The following is an 18,302-nucleotide window of genomic DNA, read 5'->3' as shown; positions in this document are numbered from 1 at the left end:
AGATTCAGATCGTCACGAGAACATGCGTAATATATCTACATGCCCCTCATATATTTTAAAATAACGATTAGGACAAGGGGAATGCTTTTCATGAAAAAGTTTATTGTGCTACTTCTTTCAAGTGTATGTATCGGAATTGGTCTTAACTTGTTTATACTTCCACTTCATCTCATAAATGGCGGGATATTCGGAATTAGTCTGTTAATCAAATATGTGTGGGGAGCACAAGTCGGGCAAACACTGATAATGATTAATACGCCCATCTACCTTTTATCTCTTCTATACGATAAGTCATATTTCATTAATGCAATTCTTGGATTGGCATTTACTTCAACAATGATTGATTTGCTAACACCATTAAACGGTTTGTTGCATCTACCAATCATCACGAGTTCTATTCTCGGTGGACTCATTATTGGAATAGGTGTTGGCTTTATGCTACGATTACATATCAGTCCTGGAGGATTAGATTTACTAGCACTTTTAATCTCAAAATCACAAGCAATTAATCCCGGAATTGTCATGTTTATGATTGATTTACTCATCATCATCATTGGGATTATTGTATTAAAAGACTTAAAGCTAATGTATTCCATGATCACGATTTCCTGTGTTGGGCTATGTGTCGCATTACTTAATACGTTTAAGTCGATCAATTTTTATTATGTTTTTACAAAAAAATAAAAATATGCTGAGGCAAAATTATAAGTACCATCTCCACTAAATGAATACACCAAACACTAAATAGCCGATGATCCCTTAATGTGGGAAAGATCGGCTATTTTCATGATTTGGCAAATGAATTTGATTTTCTTTGCTTGTCGTATGGTGATAAAGTTTCGAACTGAATAAAAAAACTTCAATAAGGATAAGGATCACAATCAATGTCGGTAACAAGAAAAAGACTCCATTTTGCAGGAAATCGATTTGTGAATGATTGCCCAAGAGCATTCTCTCAGTGAAAAAAAGAAACATTCCAAACGTAAAGATTCTTGCCCATTGAGTAGGTGATTGAACTACCCCTCCTTAACACCCTTTCGAGCTGTTTGAAGAAGGGGATTCCTAAGAACACCAGTGTATCCACTAGTTATTGATTAGGCGAACCCCGTAGTTCCTACGGTTAGAAGTCTTATAGCTTCGTTTTTAAGATTTTGTCCTGCGTTAATATCTCTATCATGATGCGTGCCACAAGATGGACAATTCCATTCACGAAGATTTAGATTCTTAACGTCTTTGTTTTGGTAGCCACAACTTGAACAGTAGCGAAGGTGGGGGATAAAGAACCCCCCACTGACTCGCTTTATTATCTTTGGAATTAGTCATATTTTGAAAAGTGAAATAATACCCTTGAAAATAGGACAATTTAATAAAATTAAGATAGGTGCAAAACTTTGTCAAGGTTTTGCTTAAATGGGAAGTCGGTGCAAAACCGACACGGTACCCGCCACTGTAATGGGAAGCTTTATTACTTAATGTCACTGAATATGATTATTTGGGAAGACGTAATAAAGCAATGAACCTCAGTCAGGAGACCTGCCTTTCTTTTTATACAGATACCTACGGGAATATAGGTTGATGTGTAGTGGAAAATGCTAAGTTTTTTAAGCTATGTATTTTTTAGTGCACCTCAATCTATATGAGGTGTATTTTTATTTTCAAAAACAATAGATTGGAAGTGTGAATATGACCACTTGGAATTTGTCGGAAACAAAACATCATGTATTGATCTGCAACGGAAGTAGCTGTATGAGAAAGGGTGGAGAGGAGGTGACACAGGTAATAAGAGAGGAAATTACGAACTTAGATTTAGACACTACTATACATACAACTAGAACACGATGTAACGGAAGATGCAAGGATGCTTGTGTTGTTATTGTCTATCCTGAAGGAGTTTGGTACAAGGTAGCTACACCTGAACTAGCAAGGGAGATCGTACAGAATCAACTGGCTGGAGAAAAAATGATAGAAGAAAGTGTCATTTACACGTATGATCGACAACGTTTTGTTGCCCCTGAAAACACAGATAGTGTGATTGGCATATCAAAACCACAAAAAAACCGTGTTTAATTTGAAATTTCACCTGAGACTAGATTCATATGATTAAAATGTTCAATCGGAACATTTAGTAAATCAGCCGCTTCTAGGAAACGGTGGAATAGTAGTTTTTTCATCTTAGCTTTTAATGTTTTACCGCTTGGAAGGAGGAGTATAATTTGCGAGGGAAATTACTTGTCATTGGTTTTGGACCTGGGAGTTTTGAACATATGACAAAAAGGGCTCAAGAAGCCATACAAGAGAGCGATTGTATTATTGGATATAAAACATATGTTGAGTTAATTCAGGATTTATTAACAGATCAAGAGATTATTAGTACAGGAATGTCAGAGGAAGTAAGTCGTGCTCAAGCTGCTGTTCGGCTAGCTGAACAGGGGAAAAAGGTTGCTGTTATTTCCAGCGGTGATGCCGGTGTATATGGAATGGCTGGACTTGTGTATGAGGTATTGATCGAAAAAGGCTGGAAAGAAGCAACAGGTGTAAGCATTGAGGTTATTCCTGGTATATCAGCGATTAATTCTTGTGCTTCCTTATTAGGCGCACCAATCATGCATGATGCATGTACGATTAGTTTAAGTGACCACTTAACTCCTTGGGACTTAATTGAAAAAAGGATTGAAGCAGCAGCACAAGCTGATTTTGTTGTCACACTTTACAATCCAAAGAGCGGGCGTCGTACATTACAAATTCAAGAGGCTCAAAGAATTCTATTAAAATATCGCTCACCAGCTACACCTGTTGGGCTTGTGAAAAGTGCTTATCGTGAGCGAGAAAAGATCGAAATCACAGATCTAGAACATATGCTTGATTATGAGATAGGGATGCTAACAACTGTTGTCATTGGGAATTCAACTACATTTCTTTACGATAATAAAATGATTACACCAAGGGGCTATCAACGAAAATATACGTTAAATACAACGGAACAAAGATTAAAGCCACATGAACGATTAAGACATGAAAACGAACCATGGGCCCTACATAAAGGGATAAATGATGCTGTTCAGAGCACAAGGGTAAAACAGAAAATCAATATTGAAACCTCCTTACAATTAGCTTTAGAAGCTCTTAGTAAAGTAGAGGATGGTTCAAAAAAAACTCAACAATCTCAACAGAATATCCAAGTAAGTCATCCAATTACCTCAATCTTTGAATTAGCCGTTAGTCCAGGGATTGCGAATAAGAAATTTACATCTGAACAAATGATCACACTCGCAGAGGTAGTTGGAAGTGAAGGGACAATCGAGTACACTCCACACCATCAAATTTATCTGAAAATTCCAACAAATAAACCAGAGGTGATCACGAAAAAATTAAGTGATGTTGATTTTCTAATAGAGCCAATTGGTGATGTTTTTCAAGTAAAAGCTTGTGATTTTTGTGATGGTGATAAAAAGGATTCCATTCCACATGCTGAAGAGCTACATCAAAAGCTAAGTGGTCTCGAATTACCTAAAGAGTTAAAAGTAGGCTTTAATGGGTGCGGTATGGCATGTTTTGGTGCAGTAAATGAAGACATTGGAATTATCTTTAGAAAAGGGAAGTTTGATTTGTTTTTAGGCGCGAAAACGGTAGGGAGGACAGCCCATGCCGGTCAACCTGTCGCAGAAGGAATAGAGCCAGACAAAATAGTAGAGGTCATTGAAAAAATTATTTACGAATACAAAGAGAACGGCCATCCAAACGAAAGGTTCTTTAAATACTTTAAACGAGTTGGAAATATTCAAGGGTATACATATAAGGACATGACACCAAAGATTGAAATTGAACCAGCTCCATGTGGAGACTAATCCAATAGATAGGGGAGAAACGTATGAAAGCTATTTTACTAGTTGGACACGGAAGCCGAGACCCGGAAGGAAACGATCAAGTAAGACAAACAATAGACGAATTAAAACCACAGCTAGACCGAGAACTTTTAGTTGAAACCTGCTTTTTAGAGTTTGAAAGACCAACAATTGAACAAGGAATTCAAACCTGTGTTGAAAAGGGCGCGACAAGTGTTTTTATCATCCCACTTATGTTACTTGCCGCAGGTCATTCAAAGATTCATATTCCAGCAGCCATTGACGAAGCTAAACAAAAATATCCTGAGGTCTCCTTTACATATGGTAGACCATTTGGGATCCATGAGGAAACAGTGGAAATTTGTAAAAATCGGTTAGAAGAAGTGGGCGAGAAAATAAATGAGAATGACCCAGATACAGCTGTTATTTTACTAGGCCGGGGAGGTAGTGATCCCGATGCTAATAGTGATCTGTATAAAATCACACGTTTATTATGGGAAAAGTTAAATTACAAATTTGTTGAACCCGCTTTTATGGGTGTAACTGATCCTTTAATTAAAGAAGGCGTTGAACGTTGCATTAAATTGGGTGCGAAAAAAATTGTGATATTACCATACTTTTTATTTACCGGTATTTTAATTAAACGTCTTGAAAATATGATCGAAGAATTTGAACAAGTCCACCCTGGAACCCAGTTCAAGCTTGCCAGTTATTTTGGTTTCCACTCAAGATTAAAGACCATTATCATTGATCGAATCCAAGAGGCATTACAAGGCGAAATAAAAATGAATTGTGATACGTGCATGTACCGTATTGAGGCAATGGAACATATTGACCACCATCATCACCACGACCATGATCATGATCACCACCATCATCATGATCATGAAGCTCAAAAATTATGATACTTGTACTAGCTGGAACTAGTGATGCCAGGGAATTAGCTTTAACGATAAAGGAAGCCGGTTACAAACTACTAACAACAGTTGTGACTGAAAATGCTGGAAAAGAAATGAAGAAGGCTGGTTTAGATGTATATGTTGGACGTTTAACAAGTGAGGACTTTATGAGAGTCATTAAAGAACAAGGGTTTCAAGCAATTGTCGATGCAAGCCATCCTTTTGCAGAAGAAGCAAGTAAAAATGCTCTATTTGGAGCAAAAGAAGCTGATATTCCTTACATTCGCTATGAACGAGAGTCACAATCATATGAAGATAAAGGAATAACAATGGTAGAAAGCTATGAAGATGCAGCAGAATTAGCAGCTGAAAAAAAAGGCGTCATTATGCTAACAACAGGAAGTAAGACGTTGGAAATCTTTACACGTAAACTACTAGACCAACCCGATACGCGTGTTATCGCTCGTATGCTACCAAGATTAGATAATATGGAGAAATGTGAAAAGCTTGGCTTCCCGCAAAAAGACATTGTCGCCATACAAGGACCATTTACAAAGGAATTTAATCTTGCCCTTTACAATCAATATGGTGTAACGACAATGATTACAAAGGAAAGTGGAAAACAAGGTTCTGTTGATGAGAAATTAGAAGCTGCCATTGAACTTGGGGTTGAAACGATTATGATCAAGAGACCTAAGATTAACTATGGAAATGCTTACTCCGATTTTTCAGACGTTCTATCACATATAAATAAGATCCTAAAAAATGAAAATGAAAGAACAAAAGGGAGGACATAATGATGGATTTTCGAACAGAGTTTAAACCTTTAACCGTGCAGCCTCAAGAAATTGAGGGAATGAGTTTTAATATAATCGATTCAGAGTTTGGTGAACATGCTTTTACAGAGCAGCAGTACAAGGTCGTTCAGCGTGTTGTGCATGCTTCGGCTGATTTTGAATTAGGACATAGCGTGCTTTTTCATGATAAAGCGATTCAAGCTGGGATCAATGCCATTCGCAATGGGGAACAAGTATATGCTGATGTCCAAATGATTCTAAGTGGTGTCAGTAAGGGGAGAATTGAAAAACACGGCGGTAGTGTGAATGTTTTTATTTCTGATCCCGATGTGATGGCAGAGGCAAAACGTTTAAACACAACTCGCGCAATTATTTCGGTGAGAAAAGCGATTAAACAATTTGAAGGGGGAATTTTCGCTATTGGCAATGCCCCAACCGCATTATTGGAATTAATTCGACTCATTAAAGAGGGTGAGGCAAAACCAAGTTTAGTTATTGGGCTACCAGTAGGATTTGTATCAGCACCAGAATCAAAGGAAGAATTAGCTAAACTAGATGTGCCCTTTATTACAAATGTAGGCAGAAAAGGTGGTAGTACGATCACAGTTGCGGCGTTAAATGCAATCTCTCTTCTAGCTGAAAAGGATTAAACGATGGATGGAAAATCGAAAAAGAAGGACAAAAAGGAAATGCGCTCTGGTTATACAACAGGAGCATGTGCGACCGCAACAACGAAAGCGGCTTTACTTACGTTAATAACTGGTGAACCTCAAGCTGAGGTAACGATCTATTTACCAGTAGGCAAATTTGCTACTTTTGAAATGGAAAGTTGCATCATAGAGCCTGGTTTAGCTGAAGCTGGAACGATTAAGGATGCTGGTGATGATCCAGATGCTACACACGGTGCTCTTATTAAATCCACTGTTACTTGGTGTGATAAGCCTGGAATTACACTTGATGGTGGTATTGGGGTTGGACGTGTCACAAAGGAAGGGCTTCCCGTACCAGTTGGGGAAGCTGCCATAAACCCTGTACCACGGAAAATGATTTATGAAACGGCTGAAGAAATACTTACCTCTCATGGAATCAAAAGAGGGATAAAAATCATAATCTCTGTTCCTGAGGGGGAAAAAATCGCAGAAAAGACACTCAATAAGCGTCTTGGGATTATTGGTGGAATCTCCATTTTAGGGACAAGAGGAACGGTCATTCCTTTTTCTAGTTCTGCATATATGGCAAGTATTGTTCAAGCAGTTAGTGTTGCTCGGGCAAGTCATTGTGACCATGTTGTCATCACAACTGGAGGACGAAGCGAGAAATATGGAATGCAGCAATATCCAGAGCTTCCCGAAGAAGCATTTATTGAAATGGGCGATTTCGTTGGCTTTACACTAAAGCAATGTAAACGGCAAGGAATAAAGAAAGTATCTCTAGTTGGTATGATGGGGAAATTCTCAAAGGTTGCACAAGGGGTCATGATGGTCCATTCAAAAAGCGCACCAATTGATTTTAACTTTCTATCAAGTGTGGCTTATGAAGCAGGGGTAAGGGATCAAAACTTACTTGAAACCATCGAACAAGCAAACACAGCATCACAAGTAGGAGATATCCTTCTTGAGCATGGCTTTCTAGACTTTTTTACGATTCTTTGTACCTATTGTTGCTTGTCTGGATTAAAAGAAGTTGGCGGGGGGATCTCGATTGAAACAAGTTTGTACACAATGAAGGGTACATTACTTGGAAAGGCAGGGAAAAATGAAGAACAAGATTAAGATAATCGGAATAGGTAATGATGGGAAACAAAGCCTTCTTCCAATCTATGAAAAATGGATTTATGAGAGCGAGATCCTAGTAGGGGGAGAACGACAACTATCTTTCTTTAAGGATTATCAAGGAGAAAAGATTGTCATAAAAGGCGACTTATCCTCTCTCGTAACCTATTTGAGCAATGAGAAAAAGAGAATGGTTGTATTAGCATCTGGTGATCCATTATTTTATGGAATTGGTAGTTACCTAGCAAAAAAGCTAGATGTTGAAATCTATCCTTATATAAGCTCAATGCAGCAAGCTTTCGCCAAAATGAATGAGAGCTGGCAAGATGCGTATGTGTTAAGTGTACATGGAAGAAGCATGAAAGGACTTGCCCAACGAATCAATGGGCGTAAAATAGTCGCACTTCTGACTGATGCTACAAATAGCCCTTCTCAAATCGCACGTTATTTACGTTCATTTGGAATGGATGAGTACAGAGCATTTGTCGCTGAAAATCTTGGAGGAGAAAATGAACGATGTGCTTTTTATAGGCTAGAAGAGATGGAAAATACTGAATTCTCCCCGCTAAATGTGGTCATCTTACAAAAAACATCAGAGGGGAAAGTTTGGAAATTTGGGATTGATGATGAAGAATTCCATCAGAGAAAACCTGAAAAGGGGTTACTAACCAAAAAAGAAATCAGAACCCTTAGTTTAAGCGAATTAAAACTAACAGAAAGCAGTATTGTGTGGGATATTGGAACCTGTACTGGCTCTGTAGCTATTGAAGCCAGCATGATTGCAAAAGAGGGACAGATTTTTGCTATCGAAAAAAATGACCATGACCTAGAAAATTGTCGATTGAATATGGCGAAATTTCGAACTGACTTTTCTGTCGTTCAAGGAAAAGCACCAAATCGATTAGACGAATTTCCAGATCCTGATGCAATCTTTATCGGCGGGACAGCGGGAGGTATGGAAGAGATCTTAACTGTTTGTTGCTCGCGTTTAAAAAAAGGCGGAAGAATTGTATTAAATGCCGTAACAATTGAAAATTTAATGCAAGCAGTAGATGGCTTTAAAAGGAGCGGCTTTGAAGTGAACATAACACTTGCTCAAGTTTCGAGAAGTAAACCCATTTTGAACCTTACTCGTTTTGATGCATTAAATCCGATTTATATTATCTCTGCACAACATAAGGAAGGAGAATCATCATGTTAGGAACCTTATACGGACTAGGTGTAGGACCAGGAGATCCGGAGTTGCTTACAGTTAAAGCCTTTCGCAAGCTTAAAGAAGCTCCAGTGATTGCATACCCTAAAAAACGAAAGGGTAGTAGAAGCTATGCAGAGCGAATTATTGATGTTTACATTACGCCAGGAGAAAAAGAAATGCTAGGGCTTGTGTTCCCAATGACGAAGGACCCCGAAATCCTTGAACGTGAATGGTCAAATACAGTAGAACTTGTCTGGGAAAAGCTCAAAACAGGAAAGGATGTTGCATTTGTAACAGAAGGAGACCCTCTTTTATACAGCACATTCATCCATATGATGAACCTTGTCAAAGAGCGCTATCCAGAAGTCAACATCCAAACGGTACCTGGGATTTCATCCATTAATGGTGCTGCTTCACGACTTGGGATTGCCCTTGCAGAGGGGGACGACCATGTCGCCATTATACCTGCAAGAGATGACTATAAAGCTATGAAAAAAGCAATAACAGAAAATGACTGTATTATTTTCATAAAGGTAGCAAAAGTAATGGATTTAATGTTGCAAATCCTCCGCGAACTGGATCTAGTTGATAAAGCATCTGTTGTGACAAAGGTGACATCTGATGAAGAAATCATTTGGGATATACGGGAATTGGAGCGAGTAGAATTGGAATATTTAACGTTAATGGTGGTGAGGAAATAATGAAAATCACAATTATAGGAGCTGGTCCAGGAGATCCTGATTTAATTACAGTCAAAGGTTTAAAACACCTTCAAGAAGCAGATGTTGTCCTATTTGCAGATTCATTGGTAAGTACTGAACTAATCGAACGAGCAAAGCCAGAAGCAGAGATCATAAAAACTGCAGGTATGCATCTTGAGGAAATGGTTGAGGTTATGGTCGATCGTGTTCAAGAAGGAAAAAAGGTCGTTCGTGTTCATACCGGAGACCCAGCTGTTTACGGTGCAATCATGGAACAAATCGCTATTCTAAACAAGAAAGACGTAAGTGTGGAAATTATTCCTGGTGTGAGCTCGGTCTTTGCATCAGCTGCTGCGCTAGGTGCCGAGCTTACCATTCCTGAGTTAACACAAACTGTCATTCTTACACGAGCAGAAGGTCGAACGCCTGTTCCAGAAACAGAGAAGCTGAGAGATTTAGCGAAACACAATTGTACAGTAGCATTATTTTTAAGTGCTACGCTAACAAAAAAGATTGTCAGAGAATTTTTAGCTGCTGGCTGGAGTAAAGATACACCAGTTGGGGTCGTTTACAAAGCAACATGGCCTGATCAAAAAATTGTCAGGTCAACACTTGAGCATCTTGATGAAGATATGCGGACCAACGGAATACGGAAACAAGCGATGATTTTAGCTGGATGGGCACTTGATAAAGATATTCATCAAAAAGACTTTAAGTCAAAGCTTTATGATAAAGCATTCACTCATGGTTTTCGAAAAGGAGTGAAAGAATGACGCTTATCTTAGAAGAGGGCAAAATCGTCGATCTTAAACAAAAAGGTACGTATGCTGTTGTAGCGATTACAAAGCACGGGGTTGAATTAGCTCGTAACCTACATGCCAAATTCCATCAAACCGATTTATTTTATATGAGTAAATTTGAAAAAGGCGATGAAAAGGAAAGAAACATTTCCATTTTTGAAGGAAATGTCCGCCTTCTTCTTCCTACCCTTTTCAAATCATATAAAGGCATTATTATGATCATTTCATTAGGTGCTGTCGTTCGTATGATTGCACCTATATTAAAAGATAAAAAAACCGATCCCGCTGTTGTCGTCATTGATGATAAAGGAAATCATGTGATTAGTGTGCTATCTGGTCATTTAGGGGGGGCAAACGAATTAACAAAGGAAGTAGCTGAATTACTAAAAGCTACACCAGTGATTACAACAGCTTCAGATGTTCAAAAAACGATCCCGGTTGATTTATTTGGAAGTAGATTTGGCTGGGTCTGGGAAAGTGCTGAAAAATTAACTCCTGTTAGTGCATCTGTCGTCAATGAAGAACAGGTTGCGATCATTCAGGAATCTGGTGAAAAAGAATGGTGGACCTACGACAAACCTCTTCCAAAGACGATTAAAGTCTATCCTACGATCAAAGAAGCAATAGATGCGAAACCAAATGCAGCACTCGTTGTGACTCACAGAAATTTGACTGAGGAGGAAGACGTTATCCTACAAAACGGAGTTCTCTATCGCCCTAAAGTCATCGTTCTTGGTATTGGCTGTAATAGAGGGACATCAATGGAAGAAATCGAGCAAGTCATTCAAGATACATTGAATGACTTGCAATTTTCAATCATGAGTGTAAAAGCAGTTTGCTCAATTGATCTTAAAAAAGATGAGGAAGGGATCATCGCTGTAGCTCAAAAATACAACTGGGACTTTACATGTTATTCCGCAGATGAGCTTAATCGTGTTCAAATTGATCTTCCTTCTGAGGCTGTTTATAAATTCACTGGTGCCTATGGTGTTAGTGAACCCGCTGCCCGTGTGTATAGTGGTGCACAGACTCTTGCTATGACAAAGAAAAAATCAGGTAATGTAACGATATCTGTAGCAGTTATCCCCTATTAGAGAGGTGGAATCATTTAGGTGACTGAAAAAAGAATCGTAATTGCTGGTACCGGAAGCGGTGTCGGTAAAACAACCTTAACAATCGGGATAATGTCCGCATTAAGAAAAAGAGGGTTAACTGTACAAGGGTTTAAATGTGGACCAGATTATATTGATCCATCCTATCATACCGCTGTGACAAATCGAGTTTCCCGTAATTTGGATAGCTGGATGTTATCAAAAGAGATCGTTTTAGATATCTTTACACACGGCAGCCAAGGGGCAGACATTTCCATTATGGAAGGGGTAATGGGATTTTTTGACGGGAAAAACCCCAAGACGAATGAAGGTAGTACTGCAGAAATTAGCATGATTACCGAAAGTCCTGTCCTACTTGTTGTAAATTGTGCGAGTATGGCTCGTAGTGTGGCTGCAATTGTCAAAGGGTTTCAGTTGTTTGCAGACGGTCCTAACATCGTCGGCGTTATAGCCAATAAAGTAGGAAGTGAAGGACATTTTAATCTTGTAAAAACAGCAATAGAACAAGAATGTCAAATACCTGTGATTGGCTATTTAAAACGAGAGCTTGATATCGAAATACCTGAGAGGCATCTTGGACTCATTCCTTCTATTGAAAGGGGAGAGCTTGATCCTTTCTTTGATAAATTAGGAGAGCTTGTACTTGAAACGGTTGACATCGAACAATTGCTTACATTATCTCAAGCAGGTCCACTAAATAAGAACGAAACAGTTTCACTTTTTGAAAATAAGAACGAAAAATCGATTAAAATTGCAGTAGCGAAAGATGCTGCATTTAATTTCTATTACCCTGAGAATTTAGAAATCTTAGAGTCTTATGGAGTTGAAATTGTTTATTTTTCTCCACTCGCAGATGAACCAATCCCTTCAGATATTGATGGACTTTACATTGGTGGAGGTTTTCCTGAAGAGTTTGCCAGTGAGCTTTCCCAAAATCAACTAGTGAAGGCTTCAATAAAGAAGGCGATTGAGCAAGGGTTACCTACACTAGCTGAATGTGGTGGGTTTATGTACTTGACTGAGTCAATTGAAACCACACAAAAAGCTAGATATGAAATGGTAGGAATCATTTCCGGTGAAGTGAAAATGCAATCAAAACGAGCTGCACTGGGCTATAGAGAAATAAGTGGTCGAAATGGTAATATCCTTATTGGTGAGCATCAAAAAGCAAGAGGACATGAATTTCATTACTCGACATTCCATACTGATGAAGCTAATATTCAATATGCATACGAAACAAAAGGGATGCGCGGTACAAAGCTAGAAGGGTATTTGAAGCATAATCTTGTAGCAGGATATACACATTTTCATTTTGCCTCCTGCCCCGATATGGTAGAAAATTGGATAAAATATTGCAAGGGGATGAAAACATATGGGTAATGCTCTACCAATTATGTTTCAAGGTACCCATTCAGATGCAGGAAAAAGTGTAATCGTTACAGCATTTTGCCGCATTTTTGCACAAGATGGATTTAAGACAACCCCCTTTAAATCACAGAATATGGCATTGAATTCATACATTACCATCGATGGGAAAGAAATCGGGAGAGCTCAAGGAGTACAAGCAGAAGCAGCACAAATTCAAGCCACGACACATATGAACCCTATTTTAATTAAACCGAATCGAGAGAACGAATCCCAAATAGTCGTCCATGGAAAGCCATATAAAAATATGGAAGCAGGTGCATATCGAAAGGATTTTTTTCAGACCGGCTTGAAATTAATTGAAGATTCACTCACTCACCTTACTAATACATATGAACGAATCGTGATTGAAGGAGCCGGTAGCCCTGCCGAAATTAACCTAAATGACCGTGAGTTAGTCAATATGCGTGTAGCCAAAATGGCCAATGCTCCTGTCGTTCTTATTGGAGATATAGAAAAGGGTGGTGTCTTTGCTAGTTTAGTTGGAACACTTCAACTTTTAGACCGAGAAGATTGTGACCGTGTAATTGGCGTGATTATCAATAAATTTAGGGGAGATATTCGCCTCTTAGAACCCGGGCTTAAGTGGTTTGAAGAAAATACCGGAAAACGAGTTTTAGGAGTCATCCCATATATTCCTCATTTAAATATTGACGCAGAAGATTCTGTCATTTTAAATAAATATACTTCGGCTTTGAATGATGAAAAGGAATTGGATATCGCGGTTATTCAATATCCAAAAATATCAAACTTTACAGATGTGGACCCTTTTTTTCACGAGCCTGATTGTCATGTGCGATTTATTACTAGAGCAAAACAACTAAAACAACCGGATATCGTTATTTTACCTGGAAGCAAAAATACATTAGAAGATTTAATGTATTTAAAGGACAGTGGGATCGCTCAAAAATTAACTGAATTGCAAGGAAAAGGTCTGTCCCATATATTCGGAATTTGTGGCGGCTATCAAATGTTAGGATCTGAAATCCATGATCCCTATGCGATCGAATCACCGCATCTGTCCCTGAATGGTCTCAGTTTACTACCTTTAAAAACGACTATTACAAAAGAAAAAACGACCAAGCTATCAGAAGGAGAGCTACAATTTGGTAGTCAACAATTTCATGTAAAGGGCTATGAGATTCATATGGGAGAAACATTTATGGATGGTGAATCTTCACCACTCATTCAACTTGAGGATCGAAACGACGGCTATAAAAATTCAAATGAAGAAGTAATGGGTACGTATTTTCATGGGATTTTTCATAATGATGCCTTTCGTGAAGCGCTATTAAATCATATTCGGAAAAGAAAGGGACTATCTCCTATCTATAATCGTATTTCTTTCAACAAATTGCGGGAAGAAGCTTTTGATCGATTAGCTGACCATATTCGAGAACATGTTGATCTGGACGTGATTCAACAAAAAATGGAGGAGTACCATCAAGGAGTTTAACAACATAATTAGATACTTTTAGGGGAATTCTCCCTTTAGACAAACAAGTAGGAAGAAAATTAAGGTGATAATACAATGACAAAACAGCTAGGGATTTTTGTGAGATGAAAGAAAATGGCTACCTAGACTTTTTAGCTCAGTAGGTCTCTCTATTATTAGTGTAAATAGATAATGGAACAAAAACATAATCGAAAAGAGGGATGATCATGACGAAAAGTACCGTTTATCTTGTTGGAGCAGGACCAGGTGATCCAAAATTAATTACTGTTTATGGATTAGAGTGTATTCAAAAATCAGATGTCATTTTATATGACAGGTTAGTGAATAAGCAGTTATTGAATCATGCAAGAAAAGATTCAGAACTTATCTTTTGCGGAAAGTTGCCTGGCAAGCATGAACTAATTCAAGAGCAAATAAATGAGCTTTTAGTCGAAAAAGCACTTGAAGGGAAATCGGTGACGCGCTTAAAAGGGGGAGACCCTTGTGTATTTGGCCGTGTTGGGGAAGAAGCTGAGGTACTGGCCAAAAATGATATAAAATTTGAAATTGTACCTGGCATTACATCAGGTATTGCTGCACCTGCTTACGCAGGTATTACAGTCACACACCGGGATTATGCTTCTTCTTTTGCCATTGTAACAGGTCATGGTCGTGCCGAAAAGCAAGAAGATCATCTAAATTGGTCTGCTCTTGCACAAGGCATAGACACGCTTGCATTTTACATGGGTGTTGGTAACTTAAATTATATATGTAAGAAACTAATTGAGAATGGAAAAAATCCTGATACACCCGTAGCTGTTATCCAGTGGGGGACAACTGAAAAACAGAAAACTCTCACAGGTAAATTGGATACGATTGAAAAAAAGGTCAAGCAAGCAGGGATAAAACACCCCTCTATCATCATAGTTGGGGAAGTTGTTACATTACGAGAAAAGATAAAATGGTTTGATGAGCTGGACGTAAATATTGAAGACCAAGAGGAGGAGAAAGCATGTCAATCATAAGCGAGCTAGGAAGCCGTAGGGCAATCCGTGACTATCTTGATCAAGAGGTTGAAGATGAAAAAATTAAGAAATTATTGGAAATCGCTACTTGGGCACCGAACGATCGGATGAGAGAACCATGGGGTTTCTATGTGATAAAGGGTGAAGCAAAAAAGCGATATGAAATTCTCGCGAAAGAGTATTTGCAGGAGCGTTTTCCAACGAAACCTAACTTAGTGAACAGCTCTATAAAAGTATTAGAGAATACACCTGTTCATATCGTTGTTACGTCTGATATTGTTCCGGGGGATAAAGAAGCGACTCAAGATAATGAATATGCAGTCTGTTGTGCGATTCATTCCATGTGGTTAGCAGCAAAGGAATTGGACTTAGGCTTTGTCTGGCGCACAAGAGGAGTAGGGCTTGTCCATGATGAACGTTTAAAACAGTTCATTGGTGCTACTGAAAACAAAAAAATTATTGGAAATATCTTTATAGGATACCCCGATGAAGAGTCAGTCGAAAAAAAGAAGGCACCAAAGAGAACATCCTTTGAAGAAAAAACAGTATGGTTATAAAGAAGAAGAACGATGCGGAGCAGGAACAAATGGATCATTTAAAATGCAGGGTAGTCTTATTACGAGAATGATAGATATAAAGTAGAGGTTTTCAACATGAAGGTAGGAAAAGGAAAGTGCAGTGGCACGTTTGGTGAACTTGTTCAAGGGGTTCTAGATCAACAGCCTTTTTTAATAACGCTGCCTATACCTGTGCTAAAAAGTGAAGCTATTTTTATTCCTGATAGCATAAAAAGCGAAATTAATGGTTTTCGCTCTAATACTAAAGCGCTCGAAGCCTGTAAAAAGGTGTTTCAGTGGTTTGGTTTGAGTGGAGGGGGATTTTTACAACTTCATTCTAATATCCCAAGAGGCAAGGGCATGGCCAGTAGCTCTGCTGATCTTGTAGCTGCGATGAGGGCTGTGGCAGATAGCTTTTCCATCCCCTTAACTGATGATATTATCTCCTGGATTGCCAGTGAAATTGAGCCTACAGATGGCGTCATGTTTGAGGGTGTTGTCGCTTTTGATTACATCAATGGTCAACATATTGAATCTTTTGGAAGTTTACCTCCTTTTGGAATGATTGGCATTGATATCGGCGGTGTTATCGACACAATTCAATTCAATCAACAGCCGAAACAATACGATCGGAGTGATCGCCATACGTTTTTTGAAGCGTATAATCTTATTAAGTCAGGCATTAAGAATATGGATCTTTCCCAAATTTGTATGGCTTCTACCATGAGCGCCAAAGTGAATGAAAAAATTTTACCTAAACCTTATTTTAAAGAAATTGAAAGACTAACTTCGATATGTCAGGGAGGAATAATAGTCGCTCATAGTGGAACAGTTTTGGGTATATTATTTGACCCTAATATTTCTAACTTAGAAGAATTCCTTTTACACGTATCAAGTTTTTTCTATCAAACTAAAACTGTTCCTTATTATTTCTATAACAATCAGATCTTTAACTAGTTTCTAAAAATTCAACTTCTCATTTGGGGGTGTTGTCACGTATGTTTTCAATTGAAGATACTGAATCCATTTATAAAGTTATTGCAACTAGAAGAGATATTCGCAGGTTTAAAACAGACCCCATACCACCGGACACAGTAGGCCGTATATTAGAAGCTGCTCATCTTGCTCCTTCAGTAGGCTTTATGCAACCATGGAATTTTATCTTGATTGAATCGGCTGAAGTGAAAAAAAGATTAGCTTGGGCTGCAGATAAGGAAAGAAGAGCACTTGCAATTCATTATGAAGAAAATAATCGAGCATCAGAATTTTTAGCTCTTAAGATTGAGGGTTTAAAAGAAGCTCCTTTAACGATTTGTGTTACATGCGATCCTTCTAGAGGAGGCTCACATGTATTAGGTCGTAATTCAATTCCTGAAACCGATATGATGTCAACCGCTTGTGCAATTCAGAATATGTGGTTAGCGTCTTGTGTTGAAGGTTTAGCAATGGGATGGGTCAGCTTTTATAAAAAATCTGATGTACGTGATATTTTAAACATCCCACCACATATTGATCCTGTGGCTTTAATTTCGATAGGCTACACAGATGTTTATCCTAAAGCTCCTATTTTAGAAACGGCTAACTGGGAAAAAAGACAAACATTAAAGAACTTAATATATAAGAACATATGGGGAGAGAAGGCATACAAATGATCGACCACATAACTATACTAAAGGAGGGCATTGAATGAGCAAAAAATCATTATGGGCTTTACTAATAATGGTGCTTGGTTTTACTAGCTACTTTTGGCTGAATTCATATGAAGAAGCCTATGCTATGCATATTATGGAAGGATTTTTACCTTTTGGGTGGGCTGTATTTTGGTGGGCCGTAACCCTTCCATTCATAATTGTCGGCTTAAGAAGTATACGTAAAAGACTTAAAGAAAACCCTGAATTGAAAACAATGCTTGGTTTATCTGGGGCTTTTGCATTTGTATTATCGGCCTTAAAGATTCCATCGGTAACAGGGAGTTGTTCTCATCCTACTGGAGTAGGTTTAGGTGCCATTTTGTTTGGGCCTACAGCTATGAGTGTTTTAGGTACGATTGTTTTATTATTCCAATCATTGTTATTAGCACATGGTGGTCTGACAACTTTAGGTGCAAATGCTTTTTCAATGGCTGTAGTTGGTCCTTTATTATCATATGCTATCTTTAAGTTTGGAAAAAAAATGAAATTGTCATTTGCAGTATCTGTTTTTCTAGCAGCTATGCTCGGGGATTTAGGTACATATATCGTTACTTCTGTTCAATTAGCGCTAGCTTTTCCAGCTGAAGTTGGAGGATTTGTCGCATCTTTTATTAAATTTGGAAGTATTTTTGGGATTACTCAAATTCCATTAGCCATTAGTGAAGGATTATTAACCGTTATTGTGATGAATTTACTTTTAAAATATAATATGCCGGAGTTAAATCACCTACCTTCTGTTAAGGAGGCTATTTAATAATGAAAAATATTGTTTTATTTATATTCGTGATTTTATTGGCCATAATCCCTTTATTTCTTCAAGAGGATGCTGAATTCGGTGGGGCTGATGGCCAAGCAGAAGAGGCTATTGGAGAAATAGCTCCTAAATATGAGCCTTGGTTTCATTCCATATGGGAGCCACCAAGTGGTGAAATTGAAAGTTTACTATTCTCTTTACAAGCTGCTGTGGGTGCGATCATCATTGGTTATGTGATAGGCTTTGGTCGAGCTAGAAAAAAATATTCTTCGAAAGAATAAATAGACAAGGGAAGCT

At 38.3% G+C, this 18,302-nt stretch carries 19 protein-coding genes, 1 pseudogene and 1 riboswitch; of the genes and pseudogenes, 19 read left to right on the top strand and 1 reads right to left on the bottom strand.

Translation table 11 applies throughout. The features are described 5' to 3' along the window. The first annotated feature begins 90 nt into the window (after positions 1-90). Positions 91-684, top strand: coding sequence for a YitT family protein (locus tag K9V48_RS07050; protein WP_224138002.1), 594 nt, complete (start codon positions 91-93; stop codon positions 682-684). A 410-nt stretch (positions 685-1,094) separates the two neighbouring features. Here K9V48_RS07050 and K9V48_RS07045 read toward each other — a convergent pair. Next, positions 1,095-1,259: pseudogene (locus K9V48_RS07045) on the bottom strand (zinc ribbon domain-containing protein); the annotation flags it as partial. Between the two features lie 103 nt (positions 1,260-1,362). Then, a riboswitch (cobalamin riboswitch) is annotated at positions 1,363-1,555 on the top strand. Positions 1,556-1,683: 128 nt separating this feature from the next. On the opposite strand from K9V48_RS07045, the gene K9V48_RS07040 reads away from it, so the two are divergent. From K9V48_RS07040 to K9V48_RS06955, 18 genes are all read left to right on the top strand, one after another. After that, on the top strand, positions 1,684-2,067 hold the full coding sequence (locus K9V48_RS07040; RefSeq protein WP_224138001.1) for a (2Fe-2S) ferredoxin domain-containing protein: 384 nt from the start codon (positions 1,684-1,686) through the stop codon (positions 2,065-2,067). A 146-nt stretch (positions 2,068-2,213) separates the two neighbouring features. Further along, complete coding sequence (cobJ, locus tag K9V48_RS07035; protein WP_224138000.1) at positions 2,214-3,845, top strand: precorrin-3B C(17)-methyltransferase; 1,632 nt, start codon at positions 2,214-2,216, stop codon at positions 3,843-3,845. Positions 3,846-3,868: 23 nt separating this feature from the next. Beyond that, positions 3,869-4,747, top strand: a complete 879-nt coding sequence (locus K9V48_RS07030) for a sirohydrochlorin chelatase (RefSeq protein ID WP_224137999.1) — start codon at positions 3,869-3,871, stop codon at positions 4,745-4,747. Next, positions 4,744-5,538 carry a precorrin-6A reductase gene (gene cobK, locus K9V48_RS07025; RefSeq protein ID WP_224137998.1) on the top strand — a complete coding sequence of 265 codons (795 nt, stop codon included), beginning with the start codon at positions 4,744-4,746 and terminating at the stop codon, positions 5,536-5,538. Before K9V48_RS07030 ends, cobK begins: the two co-directional genes overlap by 4 nt. A 2-nt stretch (positions 5,539-5,540) precedes the next feature. Further along, positions 5,541-6,188: a precorrin-8X methylmutase gene (locus K9V48_RS07020; protein WP_224137997.1), complete on the top strand. Its 648-nt coding sequence runs from the start codon at positions 5,541-5,543 to the stop codon at positions 6,186-6,188. 3 nt (positions 6,189-6,191) lie between these two features. Then, the gene (locus tag K9V48_RS07015) at positions 6,192-7,310 is read left to right on the top strand and encodes a cobalt-precorrin-5B (C(1))-methyltransferase (protein ID WP_224137996.1); all 1,119 of its coding nucleotides are present in this window, start codon (positions 6,192-6,194) and stop codon (positions 7,308-7,310) included. Then, entirely contained in the window at positions 7,294-8,511 is a 1,218-nt protein-coding gene (gene cbiE / locus K9V48_RS07010) for a precorrin-6y C5,15-methyltransferase (decarboxylating) subunit CbiE (protein ID WP_224137995.1), read from the top strand. The genes K9V48_RS07015 and cbiE overlap by 17 nt, the downstream gene beginning before the upstream one ends. Next, positions 8,505-9,206, top strand: a complete 702-nt coding sequence (gene cobI, locus K9V48_RS07005; protein ID WP_224137994.1) for a precorrin-2 C(20)-methyltransferase — start codon at positions 8,505-8,507, stop codon at positions 9,204-9,206. The genes cbiE and cobI overlap by 7 nt, the downstream gene beginning before the upstream one ends. Continuing rightward, on the top strand, positions 9,206-9,979 hold the full coding sequence (cobM, locus tag K9V48_RS07000) for a precorrin-4 C(11)-methyltransferase (protein ID WP_224137993.1): 774 nt from the start codon (positions 9,206-9,208) through the stop codon (positions 9,977-9,979). Before cobI ends, cobM begins: the two co-directional genes overlap by 1 nt. Further along, the gene (locus tag K9V48_RS06995; protein WP_224137992.1) at positions 9,976-11,100 is read left to right on the top strand and encodes a cobalt-precorrin 5A hydrolase; all 1,125 of its coding nucleotides are present in this window, start codon (positions 9,976-9,978) and stop codon (positions 11,098-11,100) included. The genes cobM and K9V48_RS06995 overlap by 4 nt, the downstream gene beginning before the upstream one ends. 18 nt (positions 11,101-11,118) lie before the next feature. After that, the gene (locus K9V48_RS06990) at positions 11,119-12,498 is read left to right on the top strand and encodes a cobyrinic acid a,c-diamide synthase CobB (protein ID WP_224137991.1); all 1,380 of its coding nucleotides are present in this window, start codon (positions 11,119-11,121) and stop codon (positions 12,496-12,498) included. After that, positions 12,491-13,999 carry a cobyric acid synthase gene (locus K9V48_RS06985; protein ID WP_224137990.1) on the top strand — a complete coding sequence of 503 codons (1,509 nt, stop codon included), beginning with the start codon at positions 12,491-12,493 and terminating at the stop codon, positions 13,997-13,999. The genes K9V48_RS06990 and K9V48_RS06985 overlap by 8 nt, the downstream gene beginning before the upstream one ends. A gap of 206 nt (positions 14,000-14,205) precedes the next feature. After that, a complete protein-coding gene (gene cobA, locus K9V48_RS06980; protein WP_224137989.1) occupies positions 14,206-15,003 on the top strand; it encodes a uroporphyrinogen-III C-methyltransferase in 798 nt (265 codons plus the stop codon). After that, positions 14,991-15,560: a nitroreductase family protein gene (locus K9V48_RS06975; RefSeq protein WP_224137988.1), complete on the top strand. Its 570-nt coding sequence runs from the start codon at positions 14,991-14,993 to the stop codon at positions 15,558-15,560. The genes cobA and K9V48_RS06975 overlap by 13 nt, the downstream gene beginning before the upstream one ends. A 96-nt stretch (positions 15,561-15,656) precedes the next feature. Further along, positions 15,657-16,517 carry a GHMP family kinase ATP-binding protein gene (locus tag K9V48_RS06970; RefSeq protein ID WP_224137987.1) on the top strand — a complete coding sequence of 287 codons (861 nt, stop codon included), beginning with the start codon at positions 15,657-15,659 and terminating at the stop codon, positions 16,515-16,517. 41 nt (positions 16,518-16,558) lie between these two features. Further along, a complete protein-coding gene (gene bluB, locus K9V48_RS06965; protein ID WP_224137986.1) occupies positions 16,559-17,212 on the top strand; it encodes a 5,6-dimethylbenzimidazole synthase in 654 nt (217 codons plus the stop codon). Between the two features lie 34 nt (positions 17,213-17,246). After that, a complete protein-coding gene (locus tag K9V48_RS06960) occupies positions 17,247-18,005 on the top strand; it encodes an energy-coupling factor ABC transporter permease (protein WP_224137985.1) in 759 nt (252 codons plus the stop codon). A gap of 2 nt (positions 18,006-18,007) precedes the next feature. Further along, positions 18,008-18,286 (top strand): energy-coupling factor ABC transporter substrate-binding protein, encoded by a 279-nt coding sequence (locus K9V48_RS06955; RefSeq protein WP_224137984.1) that lies wholly within the window; start codon positions 18,008-18,010, stop codon positions 18,284-18,286. The last annotated feature ends 16 nt before the right edge of the window (positions 18,287-18,302 follow it).

The organism is Metabacillus rhizolycopersici (assembly GCF_020075705.1).
Note: the sequence above shows the minus strand (reverse complement) of the source record. Positions and strands in the feature narration are given on the sequence as shown.